The sequence below is a fragment of the Nocardia lasii genome, assembly GCF_042658545.1.
GTDB lineage: Bacteria > Actinomycetota > Actinomycetes > Mycobacteriales > Mycobacteriaceae > Nocardia > Nocardia lasii.
Genome location: NZ_JBHSQN010000014.1, coordinates 145,005 through 163,659 on the forward strand (window position 1 = coordinate 145,005; position 18,655 = coordinate 163,659).

The window sequence follows — 18,655 nt, forward strand, 5'->3', positions numbered from 1 at the left end:
ACTCCGATCATCATGCGCCGACTTCCGGGAAATCACGATCGGCCCCTGTCGCCAAGTCGTCGCACGTGACGCACACCATATCCTGTCGGGTGCCCAAATAGGAACCGGCCCCGTGATCACCTACGGCGAGCTCCGAAATCGCGTCCCAGTGCTTGTTCTCGATCACAACGGGATGTCCCGGTGTGGCGTGGAACACAGCGCGGGCCAGTCCGCTCTCGCTCGACCGCGCCGCGGCGAGTACTCGGGCGACCACATCGGGCCCGATATCGGGGATATCGACGGGCAGGAAGGCGACATAGCGACTGTCGATCGCGGCGGCGGCGCGCAGGCTCGCGCGCACCGTCGCCGACAGTCCGCTCGCCCAGTCCGCGACCCAGTGCGACCGGGTGTGCGGGGGCAGTGCGACGGCCTCGGGATCGGGTCCCGTGGCGCCGAGCATGACGATCACCGGGTCGCAGCCGCCGGCCCGCAGGGCGGTGACGGCGGCGCGCAACCAGGCGCCGTTCTCGGCGAGTGCCTTGGGTTTGCCGTATCGCGTGCCCGCGCCCGCCGCCAGGACGATGCCCGCGCACGAACGAGGCGCGGAAGGGGCGGCGGGGGGCATGTGAGGAAAGGTAATGACCCAATGTTGCCGGTCGATTACGGCGGGGAGCCGCCGCGACGACGACACGCCGACGTGACGGATTCCACATGGGTGGCGAGGGGGTGGGGTTCGCGCGATGCTGGATCGATGACAAGCGAAGGGATCGGCCTCGCGGGTTTCAACGAACTCCCCGTCGCGGCCGCCGAAGAGGTATTGCTTGCCTGTTGCTCCGCGCCGCGGTGGGCACAGGCGGTCGCGGCCGCGCGGCCGTACGCCACCACGGCCTCGCTGCTCGACGCGGCCGACGCGGCGCTGCGCGCACTCGACGACACCGATATCGATCAGGCACTGGCCGGTCACCCGCGCATCGGCGACAAGCCGACCTCGGCGGCATCGGCGCGCGAGCAGGCCGGGGTGGCCGCTGACCTGCGCGCCGAGCTGGCCGCGGGCAACCGGGACTACGAGGAGAAGTTCGGCCACATCTACCTGGTGTGCGCGGCGGGGCGCGGTGGCGCGGAACTGCTCGCGGTGCTGCGCGCCCGACTCGACAACGATCCGGCGACCGAAAGGCAGGTCATGCGCACGGAATTGGGCAAGATCAACGCACTGCGGCTGGCGCGGGTGCTGGCATGACGAGCCTGAGTACGCACGTGCTCGACGCCGTGCGCGGGGTGCCCGCCGCCGGGGTGGCGGTGTGGCTCACGCGCGGCGAGCAGCGGCTCACCGAGGCGCTCACCGACGCCGACGGCCGCGTGAAAGAGCTTGCGGCCGGGCTGAATCCGGGCGACTACCGCTTGTTCTTCGACACCGGCGCCTACTTCGCGGCGCAGGGCACCGAGACCTTCTACCCGGAGGTCTGTCTCGCGTTCACGGTGGGCGCGCAGGCACACCTGCATGTGCCGCTGCTGCTGTCGCCGTTCGCCTATTCGACCTACCGAGGGAGCTGAGATGGCACTGACCGGCCCGATCGTGTTGACCGATCACCGATATGGCAAGGCCGAGAATCGGGTGGTGCGCTTCTACAAGGAGAACGCGCGCCACGAGATTCGCGATGTGAACGTCTCGACCACGCTGCGCGGCGATTTCGAGGCGGCCTACACCGAGGGTGACCAGGGTCACGTGCTGCCCACCGACACCCAGAAGCACATGGCGTTCGTCTTCTCGAAGAAGCCGGGCCTGGACACCATCGAGGACTACGCGATCGCGTTGGCGAAGCATTTCGTCGACACGGTGGAGCCGGTCGCGAGCGCGCGGATCGACGTGGACTCCTATGGGTGGCAGCGGATTTCGATCGACGGCGTCGAGCACGACCACAGTTGGGCGCGGGTGGGACCGGAGGTGCGCACCGCCGCGGTGACCGTGACGGCCGAACGGACCTGGGTGATCGGCGGGATCAAGGACCTGGTGCTGCTCAAGTCGACCGGCTCGGAGTTCAACGGCTTCCTCACCGACGAGTACACGACCCTCGCGCCCACCGACGATCGGGTGCTGGCCAGTTCGCTGGTGGTGCAGTGGCGGTTCGCCGAGACCGAGGGCGTGGACTGGGACGAGGTGTACGCGGGCATCCGTGCCACCCTGCTCGAACTGTTCGCGACCACCTACTCCAAGGCCCTACAGCAGACCCTCTACGCGATGGGAACCGCTGTGCTGGAACGGTTCCCGGTACTCGCCGAGATCCGCCTCTCGGCCCCGAACAAGCACCACTTCGACTACGACCTGGCCCGGTTCGAGATCGAGAACAAGGGCGAGGTGTTCTGGGCGGCAGATCGCCCCTACGGCTCCATCCACGCCACCCTGGCGCGCGCCGACGCCCCCGATGCGGGAATCGCGTGGCTGCCATGAGCGAACTGCTGATTCACGGCTGCGCGGTGGTGACCGTCGACGCGGCGGGCACCGAGTACCGCGACGGCTGGGTCCTGGTGCGCGGCAACAGGATCGACTCGCTCGGTACGGGCGCGCCGCCGGCGGTCGGGCCGGAGGTGCGCCGGATCGACGGGCGCGGCTGCGTGCTCACCCCGGGCCTGGTCAACACCCACCACCACCTCTACCAGTGGATCACCCGGGGGCTGGCCGCCGACAATACCCTGTTCGAATGGCTGACCACGCTGTATCCGGTGTGGTCGCGTATCGACGAGAAGTCGGTGCGCACCGCGGCCACCGGCGCGCTGGTCTCACTCGCGCGCAGCGGGTGCACGACCTCCTCCGATCACCACTACCTGTTCCCGCGCGACGGCGGTGACCTGCTCGCCGCCGAGATCAGCGCGGCGGCCGAGGTGGGGCTGCGGTTCCATCCGGCGCGCGGGTCGATGGATCTGGGCCAGAGCAAGGGCGGGCTGCCGCCGGACAACGTGGTCGAGTCCATCGACGACATCCTCGCCGCGAGCTCGGCCGCCATCACCGACTGGCACGACCCGTCCTTCGACTCGATGGTGCGGATCGCGCTGGCCCCGTGCTCGCCGTTCTCGGTGACCGCCGACCTCATGCGCGAATCGGCCGCCCTGGCGCGCTCGTCCGGGGTGCGGTTGCACACCCACCTCGCCGAAACCCTCGACGAGCAGGAGTTCTGCCAGCAGAGTTTCGGCTGCACGCCCGCGGAGTACATGGAACAGCTCGGCTGGCTCGGCGACGATGTCTGGTACGCCCACGCCGTGCACCTCGACGATCCCGCGATCGCCGCGATGGCGCGGACCGGGACCGGGATCGCGCACTGCCCGACCTCCAACGGCCGGTTGGGGGCCGGAATCGCGCGGATCGCCGATCTGGTCGCGGCCGGGGTGCCGGTGGGACTCGGGGTCGACGGCGCGGCGAGCAACGAGTCGAGTTCGATGATCGAGGAACCCCGCAACGCGCTGCTCTACGCCCGCGCGGTCGGCGGCCCACGGGCGATGACGGTGCGGACCGCGCTGGAACTGGCGACGATGGGCGGGGCCCGGGTGCTCGGGCGCGAGGCCGAGATCGGGTCGATCGAGCCGGGCAAGCTGGCGGATCTGGCGCTGTGGCGGCTCGATACGGCCGCGCACGCGGGGATCGAGGACCCGGTGGTCGCGCTCGTGCTCGGGCAGGCGCCGCCGCTGGCCGCGCTGGTGGTGAACGGGCGCGAAGTGGTTCGTGACGATGTGGTGTTGACGGTGGACGAGGAGTCGGTAGGGGCCGAGGTGGCCCAGGCGCAGGCCGCGCTGCTCGCCGACCGGTGAGTGTGTGCCCTCGGCGCGCTGAGCTGCGGATTTGCTCTGTTCGGCGCACACTGGAGGGCGTACACCGGGTTAACCGCGGCGCAATCTGGCGCGGGTTTCGTGCAACACCGTGGCAACTCCCGGCCCCTACTGTGGCCGGAGAGGTAAGCGAGGTGAACGTGGATCTGGATACTGTTCGAGAGGTTGTCCTCGCCCGGGAACGCGCCGATCTGGCGCGGCTCGGCGCCGGGAGCGCGGTGCTGGCGGGCGGCACGTTCCTGTTCTCCGAGCCGCACGATCACCTCGATCGACTCGTCGACATCACCACCCTCGGCTGGGTGCCGCTGACGAAGCGGACCCGGGGTCTCGAGATCGCCGCCACCTGCACGCTGGCCGAGTTCGCCGGTGCGGCACCGGGTCGCGAACTCGGGATGTCGAGGTTGCGGCCGGAGTGGCCGGGGACGGCGCTGTTCGCCCAGGCGTGTCGGGCGCTGTTGGCCTCGCACAAGATCTGGCGCACGGCGACGGTCGGCGGGAACGTGTGTCTGTCGCTGCCCGCCGGGGCGGTGCTCGGGGCGCTGGTCGCGCTGGACGCGGCCGTGGTGATCTGGCCGCGTGGCGGCGGCGAACGCCGGATTCCGTTGCGTGACTTCGTGACCGGACCCGGTGAGAACCTGCTGGCGACGGGTGCCGTGGTGCGCTCGTTCCTGGTGCCGACCTCGAGCCTGCTGGCGCACACCAGCTTTCGCAAGATCGCCCTGGCGCCGCTCGGTCGTTCCGGGTCGGTCGTGATGGGCAGGCGCGAACGCGACGACCGCTGCGCCATCACCATCACCGCCGCCACCGTGCGCCCCGTCGTCCTCGACTTCGACGGTGTGCCGACACGCTCGCAGCTCGCCGCCGCCCTCGCGGACATCGAACCGGAGCTGTGGTTCGACGATCCGCACGGCGCCCCCGACTGGCGCGAACACGTCACCGGCCTGCTCGTCGGCGAGGTGGCGGCCGAACTCGCCGGAGGTGAGTTATGAGACTGGAAATCGACGGCCGCCCGGTGGAGGTGAGCCCCCGACCGGGCCAGTGCCTGCGCACGGTCCTGCGCGAACACGGCGAACTCGCGGTCAAGAAGGGCTGCGACTCCGGCGATTGCGGCGCCTGCTCGGTCCTGCTCGACGGCGAACCGGTCCACTCCTGCCTCATCCCCGCCCACCGCGCGGCCGACCGCACGGTGACCACGGCCGCCGGGCTCGCGGACGCGGACGAGCCGAACGCGGTGCAGCGCAGTTTCGTGGAGAACGCGGGATTCCAGTGTGGGTTCTGTACGGCGGGCATGGTGGTGACGGCTTCCGGGTTGGCCGCCGCACGGTCCGACTCGGAAGTGACCGAGGGTGAACGCGCCGAGTTGATGAAGGGGAACCTGTGCCGTTGCACGGGGTACCGGTCGATCGCCGATGCGCTGTCGGGGTCCTGTGCGTCGCTGTGCACCACTGATGCCACTGGTTGCGCGGGTCAGGCGCCGTCTGCTCGGGAAGCAGGAGGTTCCTCGACGGCCTCGACGGTCCCCGGCGCGTGTGACGGGCGGGGGCCGGAGGTCGGTGGTGGGGAGGTGTTGGCCGCAGCGGCGCGGGTCGGTGGGGTGATGCGGCGCAAGTATGGGGCGGGGCAGATCGGGGATGGGGTGCGGGCGCCCGCCGGTGGGCGGATCGTGCGGGGTGGGGAGCCGTTCACGATGGATGTGGTGGTCGGGGGTGGGGAGCGGATGCCGCCGACGGCGCCGTGGCATCTCGCGGTGCTGACCAGTCCGCACGCGCACGCGCGGATCGTGTCGATCGATGTGCGTGCGGCGCAGGCTGTTCCGGGGGTGCGGGTGGTGTTGACGCATGTGGATGCGCCGGGGACGGCGTTCTCCACGGCACGACACGAACTGCGCGAAGACGATCCGGACGACACCTTCGTACTCGATCGATCGGTGCGTTTCGTAGGGCAGCGGGTCGCGGCGGTCGTGGGGGAGACCCTCGACGCCGCACGTGCTGGTGTGCGGGCACTGCGCGTCGAATATGACGTGCTGCCAGCTGTTTTCGATCCCGAAGCCGCATTGACGGAAGACGCTCCGAAGCTGCACGCCGACAAACCGGAGTCCGCGCGCATCGCCGACCCCGAACACAACCTGATCGCCGAGATCCACGGCGGCGTCGGTGATTTCGACGCCGGAATCGCCGAGGCCGCGAAAGTGGTGAGCGGCGTGTGGAATTCGTCGCGCGTGCAGCACGTGCACCTCGAAACCCACGGCGGCATCGGCTGGCTCGACGACGCGGGCAGGCTCGTCATCCGCTCCAGCACCCAGGTTCCCTTCCTGGTGCGCGACGAACTGTGCCACGTCTTCGGACTCGACCGGGAGCGCGTGCGGGTCTTCGCGACTCGCGTCGGCGGCGGCTTCGGGGCCAAGCAGGAAATGCTGGCCGAGGACCTGATCGCGCTGGCCGTCCTGCGCACCGGCCACCCGGTGCAGTACGAATTCACCCGCACCGACGAATTCACCTCCGCCACCTGCCGCCACCCCATGCGCGTGGCCGTCACCGCGGCCGCCGACGCGAACGGCATCCTCACCGCCCTGTCCATCGACGTCCTCGCCGACGCAGGCGCCTACGGCAATCACAGCGCCGGAGTCATGTTCCATTCCGTCGGCGAATCGGTGGCCGTCTACCGCTGCCCGAACAAGCGCGTCGACGCACAGGCGGTGTACACCAACAACATTCCCTCCGGCGCCTTCCGCGGCTACGGCCTCGGCCAGGTGATCTTCGGGGTCGAATCGGCCATCGACGACCTCGCCCGCGCACTCGACATCGACCCGTTCGAGTTCCGGCGCCGCAATGTGGTGATCCCGGGCGACCGGTTCACCGGGCACGAGGTCGACGAGTCCGACCTGACCTTCGGCAGCTACGGCCTCGACCAGTGCCTCGACACCGCGCAGCGGGCCCTGCGTCGCGGCAACGGCGTCACCGCGCCCGGCCCGGACTGGTGTGAGGGCGAGGGCATGGCGGTCGCGATGATCGCCACCGTCCCCCCGCGCGGCCACCACTCCGACGCCACCGCCCGCCTGCTGCCCGACGGAAGCTACGAACTCGGCGTCGGCACAGCCGAATTCGGCAACGGCACCACCACCGTGCACACCCAGCTCGCCGCCACCGCACTGGCCACCACCGCCGAGCGCATCCGCGTGCGCCAGTCCGACACCGACCTCGTCGGCCACGACACCGGCGCCTTCGGCTCCACCGGCACCATGGTCGCGGGCAAGGCCTCCTACGCCGCCGCCCTCGAACTGCACGCCATGCTGCTGGCCAGGGCCGCGAAGGTGAGCGGTCATCCCGAACGCGACTGCGTGCTCGAATCGGGCGGTGTGCGCTGCGGCGACGAACTGATCACCGCCGCCCAACTGCTCGCCGACGGCGAACTCATCGCCCACGGTACCCACGCGGGCACCCCGCGCTCGGTGAGTTTCAACGTGCACGCGTTCCGGGTGGCCGTGCGGCCCGCGACCGGCGCGGTGCGGATCCTGCAATCGATCCAGGTCGCCGACGCGGGCACCGTCATCAACCCGGTGCAGTTGCGCGGTCAGGTGGAAGGCGGTGTCGCACAGGCGCTCGGGACCGCGCTGTATGAGGACATGCGCTCCGAGAACGGCGTGGTGACCACGAAAACGTTGCGCCACTATCACATCCCGCAGTTCGCCGACCTGCCGCGCACGGAGGTCTATTTCGCCGAAACCAGTGACGAACTCGGCCCACTCGGTGCCAAATCGATGAGTGAGTCCCCCTACAACCCGGTGGCGCCCGCCCTCGCGAACGCGATCCGCGACGCCGTCGGCGCCCGCCCGAACCGACTACCGATGACCGCCGACCGCGTGTGGCGCGCCATCCAGGAAGGAGCCGCCGGGTGAGTACTCGTCTGCCCGAACACATTCTGGCCCGCGTCGATGCCGTGCTCGACGCGGTCGACGCCGACCTGCGGACCCGCTACCCCGGTGCGGGGGAGCGGGTGCAGCCCGTGCACACCGCCTACGTGCCCGCCGACCGCGCCGGCGCCGACACCCCCGCCGAATGGGGTGCCGCCGCACTCGAACTGCTGCACCGGCACGCCGATTTCCTCGTCGAACTCGACACCACCGGCTCGCTGCCCGCCGTGCGCCGCCGCCTCGCCGAGCAACCCATCCAGGACATGCGCATCGACTTCGAGGACGGTTACGGGTTCCGCGCCGACGAGGAGGAGGACGCGGCGGCCAAGGCGGCGGGCGCGGCCCTCGCGGCCTGGGCCGACACCCCCGGCGCGCCCGCCTCCTACGGTGTTCGCGCGAAAGGGCTGGCCGCCGAGGAGCGCAGGCGCGCGCTGCGCACGCTGGAACTGGTGCTCGACAGTGCCGGTGGGGTGCTGCCCGGGTTCGTGTTCACCGTGCCGAAAATCCGTGCGGCAGAACAGGTTACGGCGATCGTCGACCTGTGCACCGGGCTCGAGCGCGGTCACGGGCTGCCGGAGCGGTCGCTGCGGTTCGAATTGCAGATCGAGAGCCCGCAGGCCGTCCTGGCCCCCGACGGCACCGTGCCCATTCCGCGCATGATCCAACTGGCCGAGGGGCGTTGCAGCGCACTGCATTTCGGCACCTACGACTACACCGCCGCCTGCGGGATCGCCGCCACCGACCAGACCCTCGACCACCCGGCCGCCGACTACGCCAAATCGGTGATGCAGGTGGCCGCCGCCCAGACCGGCGTATGGATCTGCGACGGATCGACCCAGATCGTGCCCGATGTCGATCCGGAAGGGGCGCTGGCCAACCACTACCGCCTGGTCGAACGGGCACTGCGGCGCGGCTACTACCAGGGCTGGGACATGCACCCGGGGCACCTGATCACCCGCTGGCTGGCCACCTACAACTTCTTCCGCGTCGCCACCGACGCGGCCGTTCCGCGCCTTGGCGCCTACCTCGATCGGCGCTCCGGTGGGGTCGTCGACGAGCCCGCCACGGCGGAGGCACTGGCCACCACGGTGTTGCGCGGGCTGCGATGCGGGGCGACCGGCGCGGACGAACTGGACCCGCGCCTTGGCGTTTCCGCGCTCGAAGCGCTGGCCGCCCGGCAGGCCCCGCCGCAGGATTCGTGATGGGTCCTCCGACGAGCGTGCCGTCGCGGCGTCGGCACCCGCGATATCGGCAGCCCAACGCCTCCCGACTGGGACGATGTTCGCGGTGGCGGTGACACAGATCCGAACAGGCGCGGCTCGACGCGCGGAGCAGTACACAACGGGGTGCGCGGCGGATGCTTCGCGGCACCTGAAGGCATAGGAGACACGGTGAGCAGACATCTCGGCAGCGACGACTTCACGTTGCTTCCAGATCTGGCGGTCCGACCCCTCGGCGGGTCGGTGATCTGGGCCAACGACGAATTCTTCGCGGAGAAGGAGAATCTGGTCAACGTCGGACCACCCGAATATCAGATCTCGACCTTCGGGCACAAAGGCCAGGTCTACGACGGGTGGGAGACCCGCAGGCATCGCGGCAAGCCCGGCGACGACGTGGCCATCGTGCGACTCGGCGTGCCCGGGGTGATCCGCGGGGTCGTGGTCGACACGCGCTGGTTCAAGGGCAACTTCCCGCCCGAGGTGTCGATCGAGGCGCTCGAGATCGACGGTTACCCGCCCGCCGAGGAGATCGCCGCACGCACCGACTGGGTCACGCTGCTCGACCGCAGCAAGGTCGAAGGCGACTCGCGCAACCCGTTCGCCATCGACAGCGAAGACCGCTGGACCCACGTCAAACTCACCATGCACCCCGACGGCGGGATCGCCCGACTACGCGTCCACGGCGAAGGTCGACCCGACCCGGCCCTATTGCACCTGGGCCCCATCGACCTGGCCGCGCTCGAGAACGGCGCCCTGGTCCAGGCGTGCTCCAACCGCTTCTACAGCTCACCCAACCAGCTGCTCTACCCCGGCCAGGCCCGGGTGATGGGCGACGGCTGGGAGACCGCGCGCCGCCGCGACGACAGCAACGACTGGGTCCGCATCAAGCTCGCCGGACCCGGCTCCATCCGGCTCGCCGAGATCGACACCTCCTGCTTCCTCGGCAACAGCCCCGGCGCGGCCTCGCTCACCGGCTACACCCACAACGGCACCGAGATCGCACTCCTGCCCCGCACCGACCTGCTGCCCGACACCCGGCACCGGTTCGTGCTCGAGCCGGTGCCGGGTGTCGAAGAGGTGCGGCTCGACATCTATCCCGACGGCGGCCTCGCCCGCCTGCGCCTCTACGGGGAGCTGAGCGCATGAGCGGCATCCGCGATTTCCTCGGCTACGGGCCCACCCCGCCCGACCCGCAGTGGCCCGACGGCGCCCGCATCGCGGTGCAGTTCGTGCTGAATTACGAAGAGGGCGGGGAGAACAACGTCCTCGACGGGTCGGCGCACTCGGAGACGTTCCTGTCGGAGATGACACCCGCCGACGCCTTCCCCAACCGGCACATGAGCATGGAATCGCTCTACGAATACGGGTCGCGCGCCGGACTGTGGCGGGTGCTGCGCGCGTTCCAACGGCGCGATCTGCCACTCACCGTCTTCGCCGTCGCGCGCGCCATGCAACGCAATCCCGAAGCGGTAGCGGCCTTTTCGGAGCTCGGATACGAGATCGCCAGCCACGGGCTGCGGTGGAAGTCCTACCAGCTCGTCGACGAGGACGTCGAACGCGCCGACATGGCCGAAGCCGTGCGCATCCTCACCGAACTCACCGGCGCCGCCCCCCTTGGCTGGTACACCGGCCGCGACTCACCCCACACCCGCCAACTCGTCGTCGAACACGGCGGCTTCGTCTACGACTCCGACTCCTACGCCGACGACCTGCCCTACTGGACCTCGGTCAACGGCCAGAACCACCTGGTCGTCCCCTACACCCTCGACACCAACGACATGCGCTTCGCCTCTCCCGCCGGCTTCGCCAACGGCGACGAGTTCTACGCCCACCTGCGCGACGCCTTCGACATCCTCTACCGCGAAGGCACCGAAGGGGCCCCCAAAATGCTGTCGGTGGGGCTGCACTGCCGCATCGCGGGCCGCCCCGCCCGCGTCGCCGCCCTCGAGCGCTTCCTCGACCACGTGCAATCCCACGACAGGGTGTGGATAACTCGACGCATCGACATCGCCGAACACTGGCGCAAGGTGCATCCGGCGGGGGTGCTGGACTGAGCGCAACTCACTGGATAGTTCCGTACATTGTCCGTACAGTGGTGGGTATGACCGCCAAGACCCAACGAGTCGAAGTTCGGCTCGACAAGGAACGACAAGCCCAGATCCAGGCTGCGGCGGATGCGGTGAACGAGTCGCTGAGCGAGTTCATTCGCGCCGCGGCCTTCGATCGGGCGGATCGGATCCTGGCGCTGTCGAGCCGCACCTTGATGCCTGCCGAGCAGTTCGACGCGATGATGTCATCGCTCGACACCCCGGACGCGGCCCCGGCGTTGGCGAATGCCGCCGCCAAGCCCCGAGTCTTCGTCCGCCGGTGAGTTGGGTATCGACGGCGATCTCCGTCGACCACAAGCTGAGTGAATTCGACTGTGGCAAAACGGTTCTCAACGACTGGTTGCAGCGGATGGCGCTGCAGGCCGAGCAGCGCTGGACAAGCCGCACCTATGTCTGGATCACGGCTGACGACCCCACCGTGCGCGCGTACTACGCGATCGCGCCCACCCAGGTCGAACGTGATATCGACGGCCTGTCGCAGTCGCTGTCGTCCGGACTGAAGATTGTCCCCGCCTTCCTGCTGGCGAAATTCGCGCTCGACCAGCAGCTGCACCGCCAGGGCCTGGGGGAGCAGCTGCTGGTCGACGCGGTCACCAAGATCATGGGGGCCGCGCAGGCCACGGGCGGCCGTCTCATCGTGGTCGACGCCATCGACGAGTCCGCTGCCGCGTTCTATGCGCGGTTCGGATTCACTCCGGTTCGTAACACCGAGAATCGCTTGGTCATGAAGATGTCGACCGCGATGGCGGCATTCGGCGTGCACTGAGATCCGATGCGGACTCGGACCCGGGTGCTACAGCGGACTGCTCGCCATGCCGGGATATATCTGATTTTCGTTGGTGTGTGCGTTTACGCCAGCCCGCAGCGTTCGATATTGCTCAGGGTGATCTGGCGATCGGATTCCTTGGCCTTCGGCACCCGGGTGTAGGCGCCCAGCGAGTCCATCTGGTTGACGAACGCGTCCGCGATCTCCTCCGGGGTGGCGTCAGGGTTGTTCGCCCGGACGCTGTCGACCAACGCGCGGGTGGTCTCGCACTGCTCTTCCTGGGTGAAGATCGGCGGTGGCGGGTCCGCGTGGGCGAATGCCGGGGCGGCGAGTACGACGAAGCCGGCAAGGACGGCGGATCTCATAATCTTCACTCGCACAACAGTAATCGAGGTTTCACCGACCATGGTGGGCACCACACGCTGTGGGCGGAGCTGCAGAGAGTGAGGTGAAGTGGGAGTGTGAATCCAGTGGAGACAGTCGCCGGAAATCGCCTTCGTCGAGGGTGAACACTCGGTTGGTCTGGTACCTCGCGGCCAAGACGACGCGCGGTACCGTCGCGTGGTGCGTACCAATCCGGCTGATGAATCGATCGGTGCTGAGTCTTCGCCCGACCGTCGTGCGCGTGTGAGTCGAGGAAAGCGGGGCGAGCAACCACTCGGCGAGCCTCCGGATAGCGCTGTGCGGGTAGGACGTTGGGTTCGCACGAAGACCGGGACGCGCGCGCACTACGTTCGCGAGGTCAAGGCCGACGGGACCTATCGGACGCTGTGCGGGAAGGTTCGGGGCGTCAAGGATCGGGACTATGACCTGAAGTCTGTTGTCGCGATTGATGATCCGACCGACATGGAGTGTCAGTACTGCTTCGGGCGGTGCGGTAAGGAAGGGATTCGGCTGTTGCGGTCGTGAGGACCTGCGGGCTGTGTTGGACCGTATCGAGCACCCAGGGGTGCCGGTGTCGTATCCCCACTTCCCCGACCTCCCGATCACCATGCCCCGATAGACCCTCTCGGCCAACACTTCTGGCCGCGCGTCCCGGAGGGCGCGTGGCTGGTTGGACCGTGGCGAAGGTGTGCACTCCCGAACCGTCACGGTGCGTACGTGCGAGGCGTACGACTGTGGTACTCGCAGACGGCTGTTTGGTGGGTTGGATGCTCCCCGGTCGGGCTCGTCGGTAACGACCGCGAAGGGCCCAGGGCCTGGGGAAACAGAATGTTCGCGGTCCGCGCGCGGGAGGATGGTGACTCCTGGCGTCGGGACGACGACCTCGGCATTGGAGCACTCCGAGGAGGTGCGGGTAGGGTTTTCCCTACGGTGCGAACAGTTCGTGCTGTTTCGTACCCAGGCCCTCGGTGAGCGTTGGTAGCGCTCCCGGGGGCCGATCTCTGTGCGCGACGGTACACCTCGGGTAACGGATCAGCAAACAGGCTGTGGCGGTGGTGATTCGGCCGCTATCGGTGACCGTCGGCAGCGTGGACGCGCCGCGTTTTCACATAGTCGTTGGTGGTCTGAACGGCTGCGGCCATGTCCGTGCTGTCCAGGTCGAGTTCGGCGAGCAACTCCTCGATATTGCGGTAGGTCGGCCAGTTCCGGCTATTGGCGGGGTTTGTCATCGAACCTCCTGGGGGTCAACCAGCGGCTGAGCCGTACACGATAGTTTCAGAATATATGAAATTATCGTGTATGGGAGTGATAATATCGGGACCATGCTGAACGGGCCGCTGCTGGAACTCGCCACTCTGGGGGAGGGGCAGTGGGGCCTGTTCACCAGCAGGCAGGCGGCAGTCGAGTGCGGGGTGACGCCGCTGCAGCTCAAACGGCTGACCGATCATGGTCATCTTGTTCGGATCCGGCACGGTGTTTACCGAATCGCGGGGGTTCCGACTTCTCGGCATGAGGCGATCCGCGGCGCGTGGCTGGCGCTGGAGCCTGCTCGGACGGCTGGTGATCGACTCGGCGATCCGGTCCCTTTCGGGGTGGTGTCGCATCGGTCTGCCGCAGTACTGCAGGACCTGGGGGATCTCGATGCCGACATCCACCAGTTCACAGTTCACCGCCCTCGCCGGAGTCGCAGTTCCGAGGTGACTTTTGTTGTCGCCGAGCTTGATTCCGACCAGTGGCACCTGGTCGAGGGGCTGCCCGTCACGCGCCCACTACGCACGGTTGTCGATCTGGCCGCCGTGAACACCGACGGCGGACACCTGGCCAGTGTTGTTCGCGATGCGATTCTCGCAGGTGGCACGACCTTCGCGGTGATCGCCGAAGCGTTGCGAAACTACGCCCACAAGTACGGGTCCCTGCCTGGCGACGGAATCGATCTGGTCAGAACCTTTATCCATACCGCAGGAGTGCCAACCTCGGCCGTCGCTCTCGCACAGGCAAGCCAACGACCCGGCGTCGAGTTGAGTCCCGAACTGCTCGACGCCATCCGAAAAGCCGTGTCGGAAGCGCTGGTGACCGGCGGCTTCGCAAACCTTCCGCGCGAGGCCGCGATCACGGGCCCCGGCGCGCATGACGAACACGGATGATCCGACCTGACTACAGGAGCTACGTTGACATCAACACCGCGCCGATCAGTCTCTGCCTTCCAATCGTCTTTCAACGCCAAAACCAGGGCCGCGTCGACTCGCACCGGCAGACGCCCCGAGCAGATCCATCGCGAGGTCTATCTCTTCAGGTTCCTCGCGCGTGTCTTCGTCGACCCGGCCAGCCCCTGGGTGCTCAAAGGCGGTGGCGGACTGCTGGTTCGCATCAACGACGGTGCTCGCCACAGTCGCGATGTCGATCTGATGCGTATCGACGTGACTATCGAGGAAGCAGTGGCCGAGCTTCAGATTCTCGTAGACGGCTCTACTCATCTCGATCCGCTGACCTTCCAGGTCGGGCGAAGTAAAGCCGATACGGGGCGGTCGGATTCGGCGCAGCTCAAGGCAGAGGTGTACTTCGGGCCGACGAAGTTACACGCCTTTCCGATCGACCTGTCGATCCGGTCCGGCCTCGCCGTCGGTACCGATCGCGTTGTCCCGACATCGATCGTCGACCTCGACGGTTTCGCCGAACTTCCGGCCTTCCGGGTTATGTCGCTGGCAGACCAGATCGCGGACAAGGTGGCGGCGATGTACCAGCTCTATGGGCCTGCGAGTGTTACTGCTTCCACCCGTTACCACGACCTGGTGGACCTGCTGCTGATCATCGCGCGGTTCCCCGTCGATGCGGCGAGTACCGTTGCCGCGCTGAGACTTCAACAGCAGCGGCGTGAAAATCTCACGCTGCCGACAGCGGTGAGAAGCCCCGGTCCCCAATGGGACTCCGGCTATCGAGCCGAGGCGCGCAACGCCAGGCTCGAATCCCGTCTGCACGCGCTCGGAGACGCGCTGGCCGTGCTGACGGCTTTCCTCTGCCCGCTGCTCGACGGCACTCGGAACTCTGGGACGTGGGATCCGCTGATGCAGAGTTGGCGCGATGAAGCGCAGTCCGGCGGTTGAACATGTGGCGGGATGAGGTCACGCGAACAAGCTTCGGACGAACGGGATCGAGTCGGTTAGAGAGGCGTTGACGGTGCCGTTGTGGTCGGTGGGGTAGGTGTGGAAGGTGAGGGGTTGGGCGTTGGCTTTCAGGGTGGCGGCGTAGCGGAGGGTTTGGGGGGTGATTACGTCGGTGTCTTCCAGGCCCTGGGCTAGGAAGAGGGGGCGGTTGTAGCCGGATTCGGGGAGGCCCATGTAGCCGGTCAGCAGAGTGTGGAGGTGGGGGATGTCGGCGAGGGGGCGGGTGAAGAAGGAGGCGAGGGTGGGTTTTGTGGTGGCCAGGTCTTCGCCCAGGGGGCCTATGCAGGTGGATTGGGCTCGGGTGAGCCAGGTTCGGCCGGTGTCGGTGAGGAAGGAGTCGATGTCGAGGGTGGGGTAGGTGGTGCGCAGGCCGCTGAGGATGTAGAGGACGTAGGCGGTGAGGTGGGAGCTCAGGGGGACGGGAGGCAGGGCGGGGCCGAGGAGTTGGATGGCGTCCTCGATGTAGGCGGGGATGCCGGTGGCGACGCCGCCTCGGTAATCGAGTGTGGGACCGCCGAATTCGGTGGCGTAGCGGGCGGTGGTCACCGCGGCGCCCGCGCCCTGGGACTGGCCGACCGCGACCCACTTGTTCGACAGCGACGGGTACTGCGCGGTGGCGGCGCGGACGGCGTCGACCACGTTGTGGGCTTCGGCGACGCCGTTGAGGTAGGGGTGTTCGCCGGGACCGCCCAGGCCCGCGTAGTCGGCGGCGACGATCGCGTAGCCCTGGTTCAACCAGGTGCCGAGGTAGGCCCAGTCGCGGTCGACGGCGGCGGGGCCCGCGATGCTGTAGGCGCATTCGTCGCCGAGGCCGACGGTGCCGTGCGCCCACGCGATCACCGGCCAGCCGCCCTCGGGTGCTTCGCCGGCGGGGAAGTAGACGGCCGCGCTGGTGGTGGTCGGCTCGTCGTTCGCGGTGGTCGAGCGGTAGATCAGGCGCTCGGCGCGGGCCGAGTCCGGCGCGGTCGCCGCGGCGGGCAGCGATTCGACGGCGACGACCTGCCCGGCAGGCTGCGCGTTCGCCGTCGCGTGCGGCACGGCACCCAGTGCCACCAGGGCCGCGATCAGCACAATTCTCGACTTACCCATGACCCTCATTCCCTCGTTCGACCAGGCCGATTGTGCCCGGTCCGCCCGCATGCCCCCATTTTCGGGGTGTGGCACGGCACACATCCGCAGTGGTGAAATAACGATATTTCACTTAGCTGGGAGGAACCGCTATGAAGCGATCCGTAATCGCGACGATCCTGCTTTCGGGGGCGTTGATCGCCGGGGGCGCCGCGCCCGCGTCGGCGGAGGTGGGCGCGCCGACAAGCGTGCGACCGGTGGTCGGCTCCGCGGATCTGGAGTGGCTCGGCGGCGGATACTGCAACACGACCTGCTACTACTACGGCCCGCTCGGAGTGATCTTCGGGTCGCTGGCCGAGGTGGGGAGGATGCTCAACCTCGGTTCGAGTGCGCTCGGCTCGGCCGGTTGATGGTGGGTCGAGTGCGCTAGGCGCGTTCGGTTGTCGAGGGCCTCGTCGTCGGTTGACGGCGGGGCCCTCGTGCTGTGTCCGAAATGAGTGACGACACGCACACGTCCGTGACCCGGCGTGGTGTGTGAGAGCCCTCACAGAGTGGGAGGCTCGGGTGTGTCGACGCGGCGGGTGGTCATGATCGCTAACAGTACGAGCGTTATGCTGAAACTCCTGGTCAGCACTACCCCTCGGTAGACAGAACGGTTGCAATCCGCCCGCTAATTTCGCAAAGTTAGCAAACGCGTCGGCAAAACTAGCTGAGATTCACACAACCAACAGGTAGACGGCTATTTCTGGGTGTGCCATTGTTTGGAAGTACACCCCTTGGGCCCTAGTAAGTCCTAGCAAGCCTGCAAATTGCGCCAGCAGTACGAGATGTGCAACCGAAAGCGTTCAGCCGCCGGTTGATTCGCACGCCGTCTGCGTGGCGCACCGACCACACGAGGAAGTGGAGTCAAGAGATGTCTCTCCCCGGCACCCCGAAGACCGCAGCCGAAATCCAGCAGGATTGGGACACCAACCCGCGTTGGAAGGGCCTGACCCGTAGCTACACCGCCGAGCAGGTCGTCAAGCTGCAGGGCAACGTCGTCGAGGAGCACACCCTCGCCCGTCGCGGTTCGGAGATCCTGTGGGACCTCGTGAACAACGAGGACTACATCAACTCCCTCGGCGCCCTCACCGGCAACCAGGCCGTGCAGCAGGTTCGCGCCGGCCTGAAGGCCATCTACCTGTCCGGTTGGCAGGTCGCCGGTGACGCCAACCTGTCCGGCCACACCTACCCGGACCAGTCGCTGTACCCGGCGAACTCGGTTCCCGCGGTCGTGCGTCGCATCAACAACGCGCTGCTGCGCGCCGACGAGATCTCCAAGGTCGAAGGCGACGACTCGGTCAAGAACTGGCTGGCCCCGATCGTGGCCGACGCCGAAGCCGGCTTCGGTGGCGCCCTGAACGCCTACGAGCTGCAGAAGGCCATGATCGCCTCCGGCGCGGCCGGCGTGCACTGGGAAGACCAGCTCGCCTCGGAGAAGAAGTGCGGCCACCTCGGTGGCAAGGTGCTGATCCCCACCCAGCAGCACATCCGCACCCTGACCTCGGCCCGTCTGGCCGCCGACGTCGCCGACGTGCCCTCGGTGATCATCGCCCGCACCGACGCCGAGGCCGCCACCCTGCTCACCACCGACGTGGACGAGCGCGACCGTGAGTTCCTCGACGGCACCCGCACCGCTGAGGGCTTCTTCGGCGTGAAGAACGGCATCGAGCCCTGCATCGCGCGTGCCAAGGCCTACGCCCCCTACGCCGACCTCATCTGGATGGAGACCGGCGTGCCGGACCTCGAGGTCGCGCGCAAGTTCGCCGAGGCCGTCCGCAGCGAGTTCCCGGACCAGCTGCTGGCCTACAACTGCTCGCCTTCGTTCAACTGGAAGGCGCACCTGGACGACGCGACCATCGCGAAGTTCCAGCGTGAGCTCGGCGCGATGGGCTTCAAGTTCCAGTTCATCACCCTGGCCGGCTTCCACTCGCTCAACTACGGCATGTTCGACCTGGCGTACGGCTACGCTCGCGAGGGCATGACCTCGTTCGTCGACCTGCAGGAGCGCGAGTTCAAGGCCGCCGCCGAGCGTGGCTTCACCGCCGTGAAGCACCAGCGTGAGGTCGGTGCCGGCTACTTCGACACCATCGCCACCACCGTGGACCCCAACACCTCGACGGCTGCCCTCAAGGGCTCCACCGAAGAGGGCCAGTTCCACTGAGTTGCTTTGAATAGCAGCACCTTTCCTCTACTCCGGTAGG

19 protein-coding genes are annotated in these 18,655 nt (G+C 67.9%); 15 read left to right on the forward strand and 4 right to left on the reverse strand.

Features of this window, described 5'->3' with window-relative positions:
* Window positions 1-10 precede the first annotated feature (10 nt).
* Window positions 11-604: a nucleotidyltransferase family protein gene (locus ACFP3H_RS21255; protein ID WP_378608654.1), complete on the reverse strand. Its 594-nt coding sequence runs from the start codon at window positions 602-604 to the stop codon at window positions 11-13.
* Window positions 605-730: 126 nt separating this feature from the next.
* On the opposite strand from ACFP3H_RS21255, the gene uraD reads away from it, so the two are divergent.
* From uraD to ACFP3H_RS21310, 11 genes are all read left to right on the forward strand, one after another.
* Entirely contained in the window at window positions 731-1,216 is a 486-nt protein-coding gene (gene uraD / locus ACFP3H_RS21260) for a 2-oxo-4-hydroxy-4-carboxy-5-ureidoimidazoline decarboxylase (protein WP_378608656.1), read from the forward strand.
* Window positions 1,213-1,530: a hydroxyisourate hydrolase gene (gene uraH, locus ACFP3H_RS21265; protein WP_378608658.1), complete on the forward strand. Its 318-nt coding sequence runs from the start codon at window positions 1,213-1,215 to the stop codon at window positions 1,528-1,530. Before uraD ends, uraH begins: the two co-directional genes overlap by 4 nt.
* A 1-nt stretch (window position 1,531) precedes the next feature.
* Window positions 1,532-2,425 (forward strand): factor-independent urate hydroxylase, encoded by an 894-nt coding sequence (gene pucL, locus ACFP3H_RS21270; protein ID WP_378608659.1) that lies wholly within the window; start codon window positions 1,532-1,534, stop codon window positions 2,423-2,425.
* A complete protein-coding gene (locus ACFP3H_RS21275) occupies window positions 2,422-3,777 on the forward strand; it encodes an 8-oxoguanine deaminase (protein WP_378608661.1) in 1,356 nt (451 codons plus the stop codon). Before pucL ends, ACFP3H_RS21275 begins: the two co-directional genes overlap by 4 nt.
* Window positions 3,778-3,929: 152 nt before the next feature.
* The gene (locus ACFP3H_RS21280; RefSeq protein ID WP_465263771.1) at window positions 3,930-4,784 is read left to right on the forward strand and encodes an FAD binding domain-containing protein; all 855 of its coding nucleotides are present in this window, start codon (window positions 3,930-3,932) and stop codon (window positions 4,782-4,784) included.
* Complete coding sequence (locus ACFP3H_RS21285; protein ID WP_378608662.1) at window positions 4,781-7,690, forward strand: molybdopterin-dependent oxidoreductase; 2,910 nt, start codon at window positions 4,781-4,783, stop codon at window positions 7,688-7,690. The genes ACFP3H_RS21280 and ACFP3H_RS21285 overlap by 4 nt, the downstream gene beginning before the upstream one ends.
* The gene (locus ACFP3H_RS21290; protein WP_378608664.1) at window positions 7,687-8,907 is read left to right on the forward strand and encodes a DUF6986 family protein; all 1,221 of its coding nucleotides are present in this window, start codon (window positions 7,687-7,689) and stop codon (window positions 8,905-8,907) included. The genes ACFP3H_RS21285 and ACFP3H_RS21290 overlap by 4 nt, the downstream gene beginning before the upstream one ends.
* A 189-nt stretch (window positions 8,908-9,096) precedes the next feature.
* Window positions 9,097-10,071: an allantoicase gene (gene alc / locus ACFP3H_RS21295; RefSeq protein ID WP_378608665.1), complete on the forward strand. Its 975-nt coding sequence runs from the start codon at window positions 9,097-9,099 to the stop codon at window positions 10,069-10,071.
* Window positions 10,068-10,979: an allantoinase PuuE gene (gene puuE, locus ACFP3H_RS21300; protein ID WP_378608666.1), complete on the forward strand. Its 912-nt coding sequence runs from the start codon at window positions 10,068-10,070 to the stop codon at window positions 10,977-10,979. The genes alc and puuE overlap by 4 nt, the downstream gene beginning before the upstream one ends.
* Window positions 10,980-11,026: 47 nt before the next feature.
* Window positions 11,027-11,296, forward strand: a complete 270-nt coding sequence (locus ACFP3H_RS21305) for a type II toxin -antitoxin system TacA 1-like antitoxin (RefSeq protein WP_378608668.1) — start codon at window positions 11,027-11,029, stop codon at window positions 11,294-11,296.
* 86 nt (window positions 11,297-11,382) lie between these two features.
* Entirely contained in the window at window positions 11,383-11,799 is a 417-nt protein-coding gene (locus ACFP3H_RS21310) for a GNAT family N-acetyltransferase (protein ID WP_378608669.1), read from the forward strand.
* 83 nt (window positions 11,800-11,882) lie between these two features.
* Here the strand turns inward: ACFP3H_RS21310 and ACFP3H_RS21315 are convergent, their stop codons facing one another.
* Together ACFP3H_RS21315 and ACFP3H_RS21320 are read right to left on the reverse strand one after the other, a co-directional pair.
* Window positions 11,883-12,173, reverse strand: coding sequence for a hypothetical protein (locus ACFP3H_RS21315; RefSeq protein WP_378608671.1), 291 nt, complete (start codon window positions 12,171-12,173; stop codon window positions 11,883-11,885).
* 1,077 nt (window positions 12,174-13,250) lie between these two features.
* Window positions 13,251-13,412, reverse strand: coding sequence for a hypothetical protein (locus ACFP3H_RS21320; RefSeq protein WP_378608672.1), 162 nt, complete (start codon window positions 13,410-13,412; stop codon window positions 13,251-13,253).
* Between the two features lie 93 nt (window positions 13,413-13,505).
* On the opposite strand from ACFP3H_RS21320, the gene ACFP3H_RS21325 reads away from it, so the two are divergent.
* Together ACFP3H_RS21325 and ACFP3H_RS21330 are read left to right on the forward strand one after the other, a co-directional pair.
* The gene (locus ACFP3H_RS21325) at window positions 13,506-14,327 is read left to right on the forward strand and encodes a type IV toxin-antitoxin system AbiEi family antitoxin domain-containing protein (RefSeq protein ID WP_378608674.1); all 822 of its coding nucleotides are present in this window, start codon (window positions 13,506-13,508) and stop codon (window positions 14,325-14,327) included.
* Between the two features lie 24 nt (window positions 14,328-14,351).
* Entirely contained in the window at window positions 14,352-15,284 is a 933-nt protein-coding gene (locus tag ACFP3H_RS21330; protein ID WP_378608675.1) for a nucleotidyl transferase AbiEii/AbiGii toxin family protein, read from the forward strand.
* An 18-nt stretch (window positions 15,285-15,302) separates the two neighbouring features.
* On the opposite strand, the gene ACFP3H_RS21335 is transcribed toward ACFP3H_RS21330, so the two are convergent.
* On the reverse strand, window positions 15,303-16,442 hold the full coding sequence (locus ACFP3H_RS21335; RefSeq protein ID WP_378608677.1) for an alpha/beta hydrolase family protein: 1,140 nt from the start codon (window positions 16,440-16,442) through the stop codon (window positions 15,303-15,305).
* Between the two features lie 122 nt (window positions 16,443-16,564).
* Between ACFP3H_RS21335 and ACFP3H_RS21340 the strand changes: the two genes are divergently transcribed.
* Complete coding sequence (locus ACFP3H_RS21340; RefSeq protein ID WP_378608678.1) at window positions 16,565-16,822, forward strand: hypothetical protein; 258 nt, start codon at window positions 16,565-16,567, stop codon at window positions 16,820-16,822.
* Between the two features lie 503 nt (window positions 16,823-17,325).
* A complete protein-coding gene (gene aceA / locus ACFP3H_RS21345) occupies window positions 17,326-18,615 on the forward strand; it encodes an isocitrate lyase (RefSeq protein ID WP_378608680.1) in 1,290 nt (429 codons plus the stop codon).
* The last annotated feature ends 40 nt before the right edge of the window (window positions 18,616-18,655 follow it).

Bases quoted from the DNA above. Each gene is read 5' to 3' on its own strand.
- ACFP3H_RS21255 (WP_378608654.1), bottom strand. From the start codon at position 604: ATGCCCCCCGCCGCCCCTTCCGCGCCTCGTTCGTGCGCGGGCATCGTC.
- uraD (WP_378608656.1), top strand. From the start codon at position 731: ATGACAAGCGAAGGGATCGGCCTCGCGGGTTTCAACGAACTCCCCGTC.
- uraH (WP_378608658.1), top strand. From the start codon at position 1,213: ATGACGAGCCTGAGTACGCACGTGCTCGACGCCGTGCGCGGGGTGCCC.
- pucL (WP_378608659.1), top strand. From the start codon at position 1,532: ATGGCACTGACCGGCCCGATCGTGTTGACCGATCACCGATATGGCAAG.
- ACFP3H_RS21275 (WP_378608661.1), top strand. From the start codon at position 2,422: ATGAGCGAACTGCTGATTCACGGCTGCGCGGTGGTGACCGTCGACGCG.
- ACFP3H_RS21285 (WP_378608662.1), top strand. From the start codon at position 4,781: ATGAGACTGGAAATCGACGGCCGCCCGGTGGAGGTGAGCCCCCGACCG.
- puuE (WP_378608666.1), top strand. From the start codon at position 10,068: ATGAGCGGCATCCGCGATTTCCTCGGCTACGGGCCCACCCCGCCCGAC.
- ACFP3H_RS21305 (WP_378608668.1), top strand. From the start codon at position 11,027: ATGACCGCCAAGACCCAACGAGTCGAAGTTCGGCTCGACAAGGAACGA.
- ACFP3H_RS21310 (WP_378608669.1), top strand. From the start codon at position 11,383: ATGGCGCTGCAGGCCGAGCAGCGCTGGACAAGCCGCACCTATGTCTGG.
- ACFP3H_RS21320 (WP_378608672.1), bottom strand. From the start codon at position 13,412: ATGACAAACCCCGCCAATAGCCGGAACTGGCCGACCTACCGCAATATC.
- ACFP3H_RS21325 (WP_378608674.1), top strand. From the start codon at position 13,506: ATGCTGAACGGGCCGCTGCTGGAACTCGCCACTCTGGGGGAGGGGCAG.
- ACFP3H_RS21335 (WP_378608677.1), bottom strand. From the start codon at position 16,442: ATGAGGGTCATGGGTAAGTCGAGAATTGTGCTGATCGCGGCCCTGGTG.
- ACFP3H_RS21340 (WP_378608678.1), top strand. From the start codon at position 16,565: ATGAAGCGATCCGTAATCGCGACGATCCTGCTTTCGGGGGCGTTGATC.
- aceA (WP_378608680.1), top strand. From the start codon at position 17,326: ATGTCTCTCCCCGGCACCCCGAAGACCGCAGCCGAAATCCAGCAGGAT.